At 59.0% G+C, this 14,975-nt stretch carries 11 protein-coding genes; 6 read left to right on the forward strand and 5 right to left on the reverse strand.

What is annotated here, in order from left to right:
- Positions 1–40: 40 nt before the first annotated feature.
- The 4 genes from EII11_RS07720 to EII11_RS07735 form a co-directional block, all read right to left on the reverse strand.
- A complete protein-coding gene (locus EII11_RS07720; protein ID WP_124871083.1) occupies positions 41–838 on the reverse strand; it encodes a glycerophosphodiester phosphodiesterase family protein in 798 nt (265 codons plus the stop codon).
- The gene (locus EII11_RS07725; protein WP_240623107.1) at positions 835–1,749 is read right to left on the reverse strand and encodes a M23 family metallopeptidase; all 915 of its coding nucleotides are present in this window, start codon (positions 1,747–1,749) and stop codon (positions 835–837) included. Before EII11_RS07725 ends, EII11_RS07720 begins: the two co-directional genes overlap by 4 nt.
- 178 nt (positions 1,750–1,927) lie before the next feature.
- A complete protein-coding gene (locus EII11_RS07730; RefSeq protein WP_124871086.1) occupies positions 1,928–2,974 on the reverse strand; it encodes a hemolysin family protein in 1,047 nt (348 codons plus the stop codon).
- Positions 2,971–4,299 (reverse strand): hemolysin family protein, encoded by a 1,329-nt coding sequence (locus EII11_RS07735; RefSeq protein ID WP_124871224.1) that lies wholly within the window; start codon positions 4,297–4,299, stop codon positions 2,971–2,973. The genes EII11_RS07730 and EII11_RS07735 overlap by 4 nt, the downstream gene beginning before the upstream one ends.
- 363 nt (positions 4,300–4,662) lie before the next feature.
- On the opposite strand from EII11_RS07735, the gene EII11_RS07740 reads away from it, so the two are divergent.
- Both EII11_RS07740 and EII11_RS07745 read left to right on the forward strand, forming a co-directional pair.
- Positions 4,663–8,538 (forward strand): multifunctional oxoglutarate decarboxylase/oxoglutarate dehydrogenase thiamine pyrophosphate-binding subunit/dihydrolipoyllysine-residue succinyltransferase subunit, encoded by a 3,876-nt coding sequence (locus EII11_RS07740; protein ID WP_124871089.1) that lies wholly within the window; start codon positions 4,663–4,665, stop codon positions 8,536–8,538.
- A 173-nt stretch (positions 8,539–8,711) separates the two neighbouring features.
- Positions 8,712–9,311 carry a GDSL-type esterase/lipase family protein gene (locus tag EII11_RS07745; protein ID WP_124871093.1) on the forward strand — a complete coding sequence of 200 codons (600 nt, stop codon included), beginning with the start codon at positions 8,712–8,714 and terminating at the stop codon, positions 9,309–9,311.
- Positions 9,312–9,683: 372 nt separating this feature from the next.
- On the opposite strand, the gene EII11_RS11010 is transcribed toward EII11_RS07745, so the two are convergent.
- Entirely contained in the window at positions 9,684–9,758 is a 75-nt protein-coding gene (locus EII11_RS11010) for a 50S ribosomal protein bL37 (RefSeq protein ID WP_420820448.1), read from the reverse strand.
- 152 nt (positions 9,759–9,910) lie between these two features.
- On the opposite strand from EII11_RS11010, the gene EII11_RS07750 reads away from it, so the two are divergent.
- The 4 genes from EII11_RS07750 (at position 9,911) to EII11_RS07765 (ending at position 14,975) form a co-directional block, all read left to right on the forward strand.
- Entirely contained in the window at positions 9,911–10,411 is a 501-nt protein-coding gene (locus EII11_RS07750; protein WP_124871097.1) for a DoxX family membrane protein, read from the forward strand.
- 8 nt (positions 10,412–10,419) lie between these two features.
- On the forward strand, positions 10,420–12,003 hold the full coding sequence (locus EII11_RS07755; protein ID WP_124871100.1) for a 3-phosphoshikimate 1-carboxyvinyltransferase: 1,584 nt from the start codon (positions 10,420–10,422) through the stop codon (positions 12,001–12,003).
- Positions 12,003–13,121, forward strand: coding sequence for a ribosome small subunit-dependent GTPase A (gene rsgA, locus EII11_RS07760; protein ID WP_124871103.1), 1,119 nt, complete (start codon positions 12,003–12,005; stop codon positions 13,119–13,121). The genes EII11_RS07755 and rsgA overlap by 1 nt, the downstream gene beginning before the upstream one ends.
- A gap of 408 nt (positions 13,122–13,529) precedes the next feature.
- A complete protein-coding gene (locus EII11_RS07765) occupies positions 13,530–14,975 on the forward strand; it encodes an exonuclease SbcCD subunit D (protein WP_124871106.1) in 1,446 nt (481 codons plus the stop codon).

Genomic DNA, 14,975 nt, shown 5'->3' on the forward strand with positions numbered 1-14,975 from the left:
CCCAAGATCGTCACGCACTCATTGCATGCGAGACAGAGACTCAGCGCGCGTTAGGGGCGGGCAGCTCACGCCATTGGCCGCGAGCAATCAGCAATTCACGCATCATCGTGGGGCGATCAGTGACGATACCATCAACACCCATCTCAATGAGTTCAATCATTTCTGCAGGCTCATTAATGGTCCATACATGTACTGCCAGCCCCAGAGCGTGAGCGGTCGCAATAAAACGGCGATCCACCACGCGGATGGGCCCCTGGTAGTGGGGGACCTGCACGGCTCGCACTCCCTGACGAGGCCCTGGCACATGCCAGGATCCAGCATTCGTGGCCGTTTGCGCAGCTAACACCAGCCGCGCCACAGCGCTCATGCCCAGGGACGTTGACACCTTCCCTGCTGCCATACGGCGGATACGCTGCAGGCGACGTTCTGAGAAAGACGCAAGCATGACACGATCGAAAGCTTGGCAGCGCTCTAAGGTCGCCAGCAGAGGCTCAACGACAGCGTCACTCTTGGCATCAATGTTGAACCACAGATCGGGGTAGGCTTCGAAAACTTCCTCAAGCAGAGGCATCCGCTCGCCTGCGGCATTGCGCATCGTGACGAGTTCATCCCAGGTGAGGTCCTCAACGCGGCCGTACCCGTCATAGGTGCGGTCAATGGAATCATCGTGATGGACGACCACGCGGCCATCGGCGGTAACGTGAACGTCTGTTTCAATATGGCGTACACCGATGCTACGCATCCGATCAAAGGCAGCCATCGAGTTTTCGGCTACTTCAGCACCGCCACCACGGTGGGCGAAAACCAGCGGGCATCCATCAGCGACGACGGGAATCATTGACACTCCTGTCCCAGGAAGGTTGCCCCGGCTTCTTCCATGAAAGGCACGGGATCGATTGGCTTATCGGCAGCGTCACGGATCTCGAAATGTAGGTGAGCGCCAGTTGACCAACCGTTATTGCCAACTGCGCCGATTAGCTGCCCAGCTTCGACCTTTTGGCCTTGGGTGACGACGATGTCATTCATGTATTGGTGCAGGTAGGCAGAAAAGTAGGGCGTACCGTCCTGGGCTTCGTGTCGGATGACAATGTAGGCACCCGATCGAGAGTTTTCCGCGACTTCAGTGACAACACCGGCGGCAGCCGAATACATGGGGGTGCCCAAGGGAGCAGCCATATCCACGCCTTCGTGCATGAGCATCTGCCCAGAGACAGGTGAAATACGCATTGAGAAGCCGGAGGTAATCTCGTAGGTTCCGGGCTTAAGTGGCCAGTAGACCTGCTCCTTTTTCACAACAGCGCGGTCGCCGTTAGCTGCAGTTTCTGCTGGTACGCAGGCGGTAGCGAGCAGAGGGGATCGCACGCGGGTTCGCGAGGCGGCGGCAACTGCACCTTCAAGGGAGGCATATTCAATGGATGAGCTGATGTCACCGACCCATGTGTGTCCACCGGTGCCAGCGGACAGAATCTTCACCGGCAGTTGAACGGAGGAATCGGGTCCGATAAAACCAGCGACAGGCACAACGACTGTGGTGACAGTCAGCAGGGCAAGGGCGGATGCCTTGATCGCTCGGCGCATCGGGTGGGACAGTGCAGCGTTCTCAGGGGCAGCGTTGGACACGCTTAAAGGAGGAGCAGGCGTGGGCTCAGTAGCCATCACAGATGCGTAGGGATTTTCAGCGGTACGGGAACGTCCATGCAACTGAGTGCGTGAGGGGAACGGATATTCTCCCTGCATGCCCTGGGTCACTCCGACTCCTTACCTCTTTGTTCCATGGGATCCGGGTTTTCACCCTTTGACGTCACCAGATGGCAACTGTTCTAAACCTACCTCGTTAGCGCTGTCAGTGCGAGCAGTTGAGCATCAGATCACGCATGTGCGCTTAACCATGCCCTCCCCTTCGCACTTGTGCGTTTTCTGTCCACACCTACGGATTGCTTTCCCGTTGCAGGCTGTCACGTACCTCACCGACGAGTTCTTCAAGAATGTCCTCAAGGAACAAAACTCCCACGACGGTATCAACCTCGTCGCGCACCTCAACACAATGCGATCCCGTGCGCTGCATGAGGCGCAGGGCATCTTCCACCTCGTCGGTGGCATTGACCGAGGCCATCCGACGTATGCGCCACGAGGTGATCGGTTCGTCGCGGGCCTCTGCTTCGGCATACAGCACGTCCTTCAGGTGAACGTATCCGACGAGCGCTCCATCTTCGCCAACAAGGGGGAAACGCGAATACCCGGTCTGCGCGACCTCACGCTCAACAGCAGCAGGGGTGACATCGTGTGGCAACACGATGAGCTCGGTGAGGGGCACCATGGAGTCTCCGGCAGTTTCCTCTGAAAACTCAAGAGTGCCGCTGAGCAGCCCCAGGTCGTCTTCGAGCATGCCCTCCTGCTGGGAAAGTTCAACGATGGAGGCGACTTCCTCAACGGTAAAAGTTGAGGAGACCTCTGATTGAGGCTCAATCCCAAACCGACGCAGGAACCAGTTAGCCAGGCGGTCCATCGCTTCAATAAGTGGACGCACAACGTGACCGATCGCCACCAGAGGTGGAGCAAGCACGAGAAGTGCACGGTGGGCGGTCGAGATGGAAATATTCTTCGGCACCATTTCGCCTACGACAACATGCAAAATCAGCACGATTGCGAGGGCGATAGCGAAGCCGAAAACGTGAGCGCTTGCTGCGGGCAAGCCCCATTTCACCAGTGGTTCTTCAATGAGGTGGGCAATGGCGGGTTCGGCCACAACACCTAGGGAAGTGGAAGCGACGGTAATACCTAACTGGCAGATTGCCAGCATGAGGGAAACGTGTTCCAGGGCGTACATTGCCTGGCGGGAACCTCGAACCCCCTGTTCAACAAGGGGTTCGACCTGGGATCGGCGTGAGGAGGTGGTGGCAAACTCACCGGCAACGAAGAAAGCGTTGATGGCCAATAGGAGGACGGTCAGCACAATGGCAAGTACGGGGTTCACAGGTGGACCTCCTCGTCCTCGGCCGGGGCGGGGGGAAGAAGGGCAAGCTGGGTGACTCGTCGGCCTTGCATCTGGGTAACGGCAATGACGGCGCCAGCAATCTTGAGGCGATCCCCCACCACGGGTACGCGTCCCAGGTGGGTCATCACCAGTCCGGCAAGGGTTTCATAGGGGCCATCATCGGGCAGGATGATGCCGACTCGCTGGGCTAATTCGTCTGGGCGTAGCGTGCCCGGAACAAGGTATGTCCCATCAGGACGTTGGCGGATTCCTAGGCGTCGCATATCGTGTTCATCGGCAACCTCACCAACAATTTCTTCAACAACGTCTTCGAGGGTGACAATGCCAGAGACGCCGCCGTATTCATCGACGACGACGGCCATTTGGACGCCCTCGTCACGGAGTTGAAGCATGAGCGGGCCAAGGGGCACGGTTTCGGGCACCTTGGGTGCCTCAGTCATCAGGGATGACGAGACGACAGGAACTTCACTGCGACGCTCGTAAGGGACGGCGATGGCGCGGCGCAGGCTAACAATGCCGACGATATCGTCACTGTCATCACCGATCACGGGGAAACGAGAATGTCCGGTTTCACGGGCTCGGTCAACAACGTCGGCTGCGCTGGCAGATTCAGGCAGGGTGTGGAGGAGTCCACGGTCGGTCATGACGTCCACAGCAGTGAGTTCACCAATGCGGATGGAGTTGGTCAGCAGCGCCGCAGTTGAGGTATCGAGGGTGCCCTCCTGAGCGGAGTGACGCACCAGGGCGGCAAGTTCCGACGATGAGCGCGCGGCTGAGATTTCCTCTTGGGGCTCGATGCCTACGGCACGCAGCATGGCGTTAGCGACACGGGTAAGGACCCGAATCAGAGGGCTGAAGATGGCGGTGAATGCCATTTGGAAGGGGACAACCACGCCAGCGGTTTCTAAAGGCTTTGCCAAAGCAAGGTTTTTGGGGATGAGTTCTCCAACCAGCATGGAAAAAGCGTTGACAACTACCGCTGACACAGCCAGGGCGATAGCGGTGGCAAGTGCGGAGGCCACTCCTATATGTCCCATGAAGTGGGCCAGGATATTCGTCAAAGATGTTTGGGTCGTGTACCCCAACAAGATGGTCGTGAGAGTAATACCGATCTGAGCGCCAGATAACTGGGTCGATAGCGTGCGTGTCGCTCGCAAAACCTGCGCAGCACGCTTGTCTCCTTCAACAGAACGGCGTTCGACAACAGCTTGATCGAGAGCAACGAGAGAGAACTCTGCCGCAACAAAGAGGAAGGTTCCTGCTGTCAGGACCACGCCCAGAATGAGCATGAGAATGTCAACGATCACGCGACATCACACCTCAATGACGCCGGGATGCCACGTTCGCGCGCATGAGGGGAGGTTGCGGATGCCTGTTGGCGATAACTGTCACTGTCCATGATGCATTGATCCTACAGGCAGGCGAGGGCGATAGAGATGTGAATGTGACGTATGTGGACGATCCTGAGCCTCCACACGCGCCGACGCTCACCCTGGTCGACATCGGTGGGCACGACACACCGCACCCTCTTTCAAAGAAATGGTCAAGAGTGGTTACAGCACAGCTCTGAAACCCTCCCAAATGTTGTCAAAAGCACACACACCTGGGACTTTCGTCATATTATGAGAGCCAACAGTTATCAACGTTGATATCAACCTGTATGGAAAATGGAGACGACGGTGAAGGACACTTCCTCCCCTAACGATTGGATCGTCGAACGTATGCACCGCCAATACCAGGAAGACCCCTCATCGGTCGATCAATCCTGGCGCGATCACTTCGCCGGTGCCCCCCAACAAATCCGTCCCATCGCTCCCCCGCCGCCTCCCGCGCCGCCCTCGTCAGACAGCCACGGCCAGCCCTTGCCCCACCAAGCTCCCGCCCCAACACCCGTGGCAGAAGCGGAAACCCCCTCAAAGCCCTTCCCACCACGCGGCGAACACCACCACGAGGCCCTCCCCCCGGCCGAGGCCACCCCGGAAGTCAGCGTCACCGCCGAGGAATCCTTCTCTCCTACCGCCCATATTGACGAAGAACGCCCCAACACCGTCTCCGTCACACGATCCGACCTTCCCCCCGCACCACCCTCCGTCCTCGCTGACGCCACCAGCCCCTATACACGCCGTGGCATCATCGACGAACGTGCCGCTGCCCGAGGCGCAGCCCCCGTGGCAGAGGACTATTCCGAGGTACTTCGCGGTATTGCCCGAGCTACCGCGAAAAACATGGATGAATCCATCCAGGTTCCCACCGCCACCTCCACCCGCCAGGTTCCCGCTAAGCTCCTCATCGAAAACCGCGCCCTACTCAACACTCACCTGGCCCGTACCGTTGGCGGCAAGGTTTCCTTCACCCACCTCATCGGCTACGCCATCGTTGAGGCCCTCTGTGAAATGCCGCAGATGAACGTGCGCTACAGCGTCGTTGACGGCAAACCCACCATGGAACACCTCGCCCACGTCGGCTTTGGCCTTGCCATTGACGTGCCCAAAGCTGACGGCAGTCGTTCCCTCATTGTCCCCGTCCTCAAGCAAGCTGACCTGCTCACCTTCCCAGAGTTCGTCGCCGCCTACCAAGACATCGTGGCTCGCGCACGCAAGGGAGAACTTACCGCCGACGATTTCAAGGGCGGCACCGTTTCCGTCACCAACCCCGGCACCCTGGGCACCACCACTTCCGTACCTCGCCTGATGAACGGCCAAGGCCTCATTATTGGCGTGGGTGCCACCGAATACCCGGCCGAGTTTGCCGGTGTCTCTCCCAAACGCCTGGCCCGCATGGGCATCGGCAAGACCATGTTCATGTCCTCCACCTATGACCACCGCGTGATCCAAGGTGCAGCATCAGGTGAGTTCCTCCGCCTCATCTCCCAAAAACTCTCTGGTCAAGACGGCTTCTACGACCGTGTCTTTGACGCCCTCCAAGTCCCCCACCTGCCCTACCGGTGGGAGCCCGACCACGAGTACGACCCTGAGCGCGACAAAGGCAAGCCCTCACGCATTACTGAAATCATCCACGCCTACCGTTCCCGCGGGCACCTCGCGGCTGACACTGACCCCCTGGCCTACCGGGTGCGCCGCCACCCCGACCTGGACATCACCCGCTATGGCCTGAGCGTGTGGGACCTTGATCGGGCCTTCCCCACCGGAGGTTTTGGCGGGGAAAACCAAATGCTCCTGCGTGACATCCTCTTCCGCCTGCGCGACACCTACACCCGCTCAGTGGGCATCGAATACATGCACATCCAAGACCCCGAGCAGCGCGTCTGGGTTCAACAGCGCATTGAACAGCCCTACGAGCCGCCCACTCACTCTGAGCAGCTCCACATCCTCGATACCCTCATCCACGCTGAGGCCTTCGAAGAGTTCCTTCAGACCAAGTACGTCGGCCAGAAGCGGTTCTCCCTTGAAGGCGGCGAGTCCCTCATCCCCCTGCTTGATGCGATCTTGGCTCACTCCGCCACTCACGGCATCCATGAAGTCGCCATCGCCATGGCCCACCGCGGGCGTTTGAACGTGCTTGCCAATCTTGCTGGTAAGTCCTATGCCCAAATCTTCTCCGAGTTTGAGGGCAATCAGGATCCTCGAACCGTCCAGGGATCCGGTGACGTGAAATACCACCTGGGCACCGAAGGTATCTACACCATTGGGGATGGAATGGCCACCAAGGTGTATATGGCTGCCAATCCCTCTCACCTTGAGGCCGCAAACGGCGTCCTTGAAGGTATCGTTCGCGCCAAGCAGGATCGCCTCGATGATCCCTCACTGCCCATCGTGCCCGTACTCATCCACGGCGATGCCGCCTTCATTGGCCAGGGCGTCGTCCAGGAAACCCTCAATATAAGCCAGCTACGCGGCTACCGCACCGGCGGCACCATCCACATTATTGTCAATAACCAGATCGGCTTCACCACCGGCCCGACCTCGGGCCGCTCGACACGCTACCCCACTGACCTGGCCAAGGGCTTGCAAATCCCGATCCTGCACGTCAATGCTGACGACCCTGAATCCGTCGTACGAGTGGCTCAACTGGCAGCCGAGTACCGCGAGGAGTTCCACAAGGACGTCATCATCGACATGGTCTGCTACCGCCGCCGCGGTCACAATGAGGGCGACGACCCCTCAATGACCCAACCCGTCATGTACGGCATGATCCACCGCTTGCCCTCCACCCGCGAGGTGTACACGCGTAACCTCGTGGGCCGCGGCCAGCTCACTGCTGAGGAAGCCCAATCCTCCATCGATGCCTACGAGGCAGAACTCGGGCACATCCTTGTTGAAACTCGCGCGAAGGGATGGTCTCCCGACGAGGTCGAGGGCGATACTCCCAAGGATTGGGAACTGCCCGAATCCCAGCGTCCCGGCGAGGGCATGATGATTGGTTGGACGTCAGCCGCAGACCCCAACACCATCGCCCGCATCGGTGAGGCCCACGTGGCCTTCCCCGCTGACTTCACACCCCACCCCAAGATCGCACAACTGTGTGAACGTCGTGCTCAGATGGCGCGTGGTGAAGTGCCTATCGATTGGGGCTTTGGTGAACTCCTTGCCCTGGGGTCACTGCTCATGGAGGGAACGCCCGTTCGCGTATCCGGCCAGGATGCTCGCCGTGCGACCTTCGTCCAACGCCACGCTGTCCTGCACGACAACACCAATGGCCGCGAGTTCACGCCACTGCGTTTCCTCACAGGCGACCAGGCAGAGTTTGATATCTATGATTCTCCCCTGTCTGAGTATGCGGTGATGGCCTTTGAATACGGCTACTCCGTTGAGCGGCCCGACGCTCTTGTCATTTGGGAAGCCCAGTTCGGTGATTTCGCCAATGGCGCCCAGACAGTTGTTGATGAGTTCGTTTCCTCGGCTGAACAGAAATGGCAGCAGCGCTCATCTGTAGTGCTCTTGCTCCCCCACGGCTTTGAAGGCCAAGGCCCTGACCACTCATCAGCCCGCATTGAGCGTTACCTGCAGCTTGCCGCCGAAGACAATATGTGGATCGTGCAGCCGTCAACCCCGGCCAACCACTTCCACATGCTGCGCGAGCAGGCCTACCGCCGTCCGCGTAAGCCTCTTGTGGTCTTTTCTCCCAAGCAGCTCCTGCGCCTCCCGGCCGCTACCTCAAGCCTGGAGGACTTCACCGGTGGAGGCTTCCAGCCCGTCATTGACGAGGTCAACGCCGACGTCCTCGCCCAGAGTGTCGATCGTATTGTCCTGTGCTCGGGTCGTCTCTACTACGACCTGGTCCGCGAGCGCGACGCCCGAGGCGAAAACCGCACGGCCATTATTCGCCTTGAGCAGCTCTACCCCTTACCGACCGATGAGGTGAAGGACCTTATTGGACGCTGGCCTGATGCTGAACTTGTGTGGGCTCAAGACGAGCCTCAAAACCAGGGCGCGTGGCCTTTCGTGGCGCTCAATCTGGTGCCTGAACTGGGCCGTCCCGTGCGCCTCGTGTCCCGCCCGGCTTCAGCAACGACGGCGGCGGGCCGTGCAGCTCTGCATAAGGAGCAGCACGCCACCCTCTTGGAAGAGACTTTCCGCCGCTAAGGTGAGTTCTCTTCCAACCCCTCAGGCTCCCACGGTCACACCCCCAGATTCGACCGTGGGAGCCCACTTTTTGTGAGGCTTTTATTGCGGCTCAGCGACTATCGGGGTGTGCCCATGCTGGAAGTGCTAAGCGATGGGTATCGTTGTTATAGACGTCCGAGGGAAGGTGACCCATGCGTATCTGCGTAATCGGTGACGAGCTTGTTGCTGGAACTGGAGACCCTCGTGCCCTCGGCTGGGTTGGTCGCGTCATCGCTCGCACAGTTTTTCCCACCTCTCCTACTGTGATGTCCTTAGCTGTTCCAGGAGAGAGCACCGCTGCTTTAATGGCTCGCTGGGAGTATGAGGTTGTCTCACGCTGGGCACAAGACGATCCTTTTTTCCTTGTGGTGGCTGTTGGAACCGTCGATATTACTTCGGGGATTTCCACGCCTCGCTCTCGCCTGAATCTGGCGAATATCCTTGACCAGGCTGCCGCGCGGGGGATTCCCTGCATGGTTGTTGGCCCCCCGCCCCTTGCCGGTGTTGATCGCGTCGAAATTCAAAAGCTCTCGCGCGCGTGCTCTGAGGTTGCCCAACGGCGCGGTATTCCCTTTATTGACACCTTTACCCCGCTTCTCGGGCACGACCAGTGGTTTGAAGAGATGGCGATTTCCGAGGTTCGTTCTGCTACCGGGGCGACTTTGCCTGGGCAAGCTGGGTATGCCTTAATGGCGTGGCTGGTGTTGCATCAGGGCTGGTACGAGTGGACGGGCACCGAGCCGAGAACCTGAGGTTTCACTATTGGAGTGTAGGTCCCTGACCAATCGGCACCGTGAAAACCCAGCCTCGACGGCATCCTTGTGCTGAGCTCAGCATTCACTTCACGAGGTTCAGCCTCTCTGGAGGCTGGTTGTGTACCAGTTATCGCGTGCTGTACCACTTAGCGCTTTATGTACACGGTGTACCGCGTACATAAAGCGCTACCGTGTACATGAAGTGCTGAGGCGTACAGCAAGGACCGCATCTGCTTGCAGGGCGAGAACAGCCCAAAGAAGAAATGCGAAGAAGAAACGCAAAGAAGCGGCGCAGAGAGAAGCGCTATGAAAAAGTGCCCGGGGCTTTCGCCTCCGGGCACTTCTTAACGACGAGGTCGTTCCAACAACTCAGGCGTTGGGACGCTTGCCGTGGTTTGCACCGCGCTTGGCGCGTGCACGACGCTTACGGCCACGCTTCGACATTTCCGTCTCCATTCAACGATCGGACTCAACTGGGTTATTCTCCCACATTCTGCGCAGCACTCACAACGCGGCAGCCCATAATGTGTCCCATTTTGCGCCGCACCTGACACTGCGGCTCGCATGATCGAAGGAAAACACAGACAATAGACATTATGAATCTTCTGCGTTTCCTTTCACGCCCTCTGCTGGCTGCTCCCTTCATCGTCGATGGGGCCAGTGCTCTGTTCGCTCCTGAATCTCACGTTGCCCGTGCTCGCGCCATCACCGAGCCTTGCCAGCCCGTCCTTGAAAAGTTTGGTATTGAGTGCACTGACGAGGATCTCACCCTCGCCTCACGCGCAATGGGCGCCACCAGTCTTGTCGCTGGCCTGATGCTGGCCACCGGTCGCGCACCTCGTACCAGCGCAGCAGTCCTCACGGCTTTGTCTGTCCCCGTGGCCCTCGTCAATAACCCTTTGTGGACCGCACGCACATCGAATGCTCGTAGTGAGATGGCTTCGGGGCTCTTCCGTGGGCTGGCCCTCACGGGTGGTCTTGCTATTGCGATGACAGATCGCGAGGGATCGCCCTCGGCAGCGTGGCGTGTCCGCAAGTGGAAGGCCGAACGCGCCCTTGCCGCCCAGCAGATCCGGGCTGACCACGGGCTGTCCTGAGGGCGTGCATGTCGCATCATCGCGCCGCTGAAGGCCCGTTCTGGCCCGCGCCGGTGGCCAGCGCTCCCCTGTCGGCTGTCCTTAGCGTGCCTGGGTCAAAGTCTGTGACCGCGCGGGCGCTTCTCTTGGCAGCACTAGCGGATAGACCCTCCCTACTTGAGGGTGCTTTGGCCTCACGCGACACGGAGCTCATGGCCGAGGCTCTTCGGACCTTCGGGGCAACCATCACCCCCGCCGATGCCGAGCATAGCGGTGAGGCACATGCTGGGATGCTGCATATTGAGCCCATGCCCGCCCCCGCACATTCTGCTATCGCTGACCGCGTCATCCACTGCGGCCTGGCGGGAACCGTCATGCGTTTTCTGCCTCTTATTGCGGCCCTCTACCCTGGCGCTACTCGTTTCGAGGGCGATCTGGAAGCCTTGGCGCGCCCTATGGCTCCGCTGTTGGATGTTGCTCGCCAGCTCGGCGCTGAGGTGATCTGTCACGGCGAACCGGGCCACCTGCCTTTTACCGTGATGGGAGTGCCACCTCAAAGGAATGGTCACTTTTCCTTCCCGCAGGTGATTGAGGTTGATGCGTCATCGTCCTCGCAATTTCTTAGTGCTGCGTTGCTGGCCGCTCCTCTTGTGGGGGCGCTTGACGGGCAACCACATGTGATCCGCCCCCGTGGTGAGGTTGTTTCTCTTCCGCATGTCCACATGACTGCTGAGTCTCTGCTTGCTCGGGGAATCCGCGTGAGCTCTCATCCGGTCTCTGATGCCGATGTTGAGAGCCTCCATGGTGCAGCCACTCGAAATGATGAGCATTGGCATGATGTGGCTCACGATGATGATGTACAAAGACCTTCATGGACGGTTCATCCGGGCTTACCTGCGGGGGGCCGCTTTTCTGTTGAGCCTGATCTTTCCAACGCCGGTGTTTTCTTAGTCGCAGCCATGCTGACGGCGGGTAGCGTGAGGATTCGTCACTGGCCGAAGCACACCACGCAGGCGGGAGATGCCTGGCGCTCTCTGTTGGCTTCCTTAGGTGCCAAGGTTGTCCGCGATCATGATGATCTTGTCCTGACCGGGCCACGCGATCAGTCTGGACGTCCTTCTTACCCGGGTTTTTCGTGGGATCTTTCTGCTATTGGGGAGCTCACTCCCACTATTGCTGCCCTTGCACTTTTTGCCTCGTCACCGTGTGAACTGCGCGGCGTTGCCCATATTCGCGGGCATGAGACGGATCGCCTCGCTGCCCTCGCGGCAGAGATTCGACGCCTTGGTGGCGAGGTGGTTGAGCACGATGATGGCCTCACCATTACTCCGCAGGCTCGTTTACTTCACCCTCTGCGGAGTGCGGATTTGGAATCCTACGCCGATCACCGGATGGCGACTTTTGGCGCTCTGGTGGGTCTGCGCGTGCCGGGTGTGCGCGTCGCTCATATTGAGACAACTGCGAAGACTTTTCCGGGTTTTGCGCAGATGTGGCAGGCTTGTGTGCCTACAGAAATGCCGATTGCGCCGGGGTTTTCTTCACCTGCGCGGGTGGAGTCCTATTCTGGTGATCCTGTCATTTTGCCCCCATCGTCGTCTCAGGAGGCCCAGTAATGACCCGTGACACCGGCACTGATGATCCTCGTGTACGGATTCGCCCCGGCAAGAGGTCACGGCCCCGCACCAAAGTCCGCCCGGATTGGTCGACCAAGCCTTTAGGCCGCGTGGTGGCTATTGATCGGGGCCGGTACACGGTCGTGCTGGACGAGGACGGCACCCGCGTCCAGACTGTGCGCGCTAAGGAGTTGGGCCGCGGCACGGTCATTATGGGAGACAGGGTGCGCCTCACCGGTGACCTCTCAGGGAAGGTTGACACCCTGGGGCGCATTGTTGCGGTGGAGGAACGTGAGAATGTCTTGCGTCGTTCCCTGGAGGATGCTCCTGATCAACGCGGCGAGAAGGCCATTATCGCCAATGCCTCGGTGATGGTCATCGTTGTGGCGTTGGCGGATCCTCCGCCGCGCACTGGCATGATCGATCGTTGCCTCGTGGCTGCTTACGAGGCGGGAATGGAGCCTGTCTTGTGCCTGACGAAGGCGGATCTGGCTGATCCGGCTACGCTGCTTGATGCGTATGCGGATTTTGGTGTGCGTTCGGTGGTGACGACTCTGAGTGATACGCCTTCGGATAAGGATCTTCATCAGCCCGGCATTGAACAGTTGCGTGAGATTATGCGCGAGAAGTGGTGCGTATTCGTTGGGCATTCGGGTGTTGGTAAGTCGACGCTGATCAATGCGGTTGTGCCGCAGGCTCGACGGGCCACGGGCCATGTGAACGAGGTGACGGGTCGCGGTCGGCACACCTCGACCTCGTCGGAGGCATTTGAACTGCCTGGCGGGGGCTGGGTGGTAGACACTCCGGGTGTGCGCTCTTTCGGTTTGGGGCATGTGAGCGTTGGGGATGTGCTGGCGGTTTTTCCTGATGTGGAAGAGGCAGCCGAATGGTGTTTGCCGCTGTGTAGTCATGCGGAGTCGGAGACATCGTGCGCGATTGACCGGTGGGTAGTGGGGGCCAAACCTTTCCTTCCTTTGGAGGCTGCTGTTCAGTTGGAGACTCCAGTGGAGACCAGTGTCGAGGCTGAGTCGGCTCGCAGGCTCTCACGGGCGTCATCTGTTCGGCGTTTATTGGAGGCTGTGGCGACTGCTGAGGCTGCATCGAAGGCTGCTCGTTAATGTGTGATTGGGATGCGCCTGGAGTTATGCGCTGACTTTTGGTGCGTGTCGCGCTATGCTGAAGCATGCGCAACATTGTGCATCACATCACAAGATAATCATCAGTTAGTCACAAGAGCGTCACAAGGGAGTGATGATCGTGAGTGCTGCAAGTATCTACTCTGCCCTTTCATTGACCTTGGCCATGACCGGCATGTTCGTCATGCTGGGATTAATCGCATGGGCTTTTAGTCAGACGACGAACAAGAAATAGCAGCCCTGTCGTGTAACGGTGCTGCTAGGCGGGTGCTCCACGCCCAGGCCAACTGCTGTGTGAGGGGCGTGCCTGAATGACCTCTCACACTGATGTGACTGTGCTGCGCGTGCGTCGTGTCCTCAAATACGGGGTCAGGCAGGCACACTTAGGTCATGAGGATTCTGCACACGTCGGATTGGCACTTTGGTCGTTCCCTGCACGGGGCAGATCTTTCTGATGCCGTTGATGCTTTCATTGACTGGCTGGAGGGCCAGCTTCATGAGCACGACGTTGATGTTCTCTTGATCTCTGGCGACATCTTTGACCGAGCTGTTCCACCTGTGCGTGAGGTGCGGCGCTTGTCGGATGCACTATCGCGTTTGTGTCAGCACGCAACCGTCATCGCCATGCCGGGCAATCACGATTCTGCACTGCGCTTGGGCTTTGCCGCTGACCTCATGCAGCCTCAATTACGCATTGTCAGTCCAGTTTCAGCTATTGGCACTCCTATTGAGTGTGTCGGAAATGATGGCCAAAGGTGCCTTGTCTACCCCATCCCCTACCTTGAGCCTGACCTCGTCCGCCAAGAACTTGGCGAAGGTCTTGCGGTTCTCACGTCTCGAAGTATTCCTCCAGCGTCTTCTTCTCCCACTGCTGTTTCTCGCTCCGCTCTCCTTTCCCCAGGCATTGCCTCCCAAGGTGAACTGCCTTTGAATTTTCCTTCCACAGGCCAAGAGGGCCTGCCTTCAGGAGAGGAAGAAGGGCCCCTCGCGGAGGGTGACGGCAGTGCTGTTCCACTCGTTGGCCGCTCCCACCAAGCCGTGATGGATGCCGCCATGACCCTCATTCGTGCTGATCGCCAGAAGCGCCTTGATAGTGGCGACGCTGCTCCGGCAATCGTCATGGTGCATGCGTTTATTACCGGCGCCACGCCTTCTGACTCTGAACGTGACATTCGCGTCGGAGGCGTTGAAAATGTTGGCGCAGCAACCTTTGATGGTTTTGACTACATTGCGGCCGGCCACCTGCATCGTCCTCAAGATATTCAGGGCTCAACCTCACCAATTCGCTACGCGGGGTCCCCTATCGCCTACTCATTTTCTGAGGCCGCCACCCCCAAGCTGGTGACGCTTGTGGAACTTGGCTCCGACGGTGTGCGCTCCATGAAACATCTAGCGACGCCGTGTCTACGCCCGCTCAGTGTTATTCGAGATTCTTTCGAAGCGGTCCTCGGTGAGGATTACGCTGCTCTGCGTTCGCATTTTGTGTCAATTACTGTCACCGACGATGCGCGTCCGCCGCAGATGACCACCCGAGTTCGCGAGGTTTTTCCTCACGCGCTGGTGGTCATGCATGAAGGAACGTATTCTCCTCGCGCTTCAAGTGCCGCCGCAGTGCGTGAAGGGCGCTCTGCCCATGATGTCGCTGTCGATTTCTTTGAAGAGATAAGCGGAGCGGCACTTAATGATGCGGAACGTCAGCTCATTGATGACCTGTGGACGGATCTGCGCATTATCGAACGAGGCGACAGAGCCAGTGGCCCTGCAGGGGCACCGGCCACTGAAGCATCTATGGATAGCGTGTCGGCTCACAACACATCCATCGGCGGGGAGGTCTAA

The organism is Schaalia canis (genome assembly GCF_003858455.1).
Lineage (GTDB): Bacteria > Actinomycetota > Actinomycetes > Actinomycetales > Actinomycetaceae > Pauljensenia > Pauljensenia canis.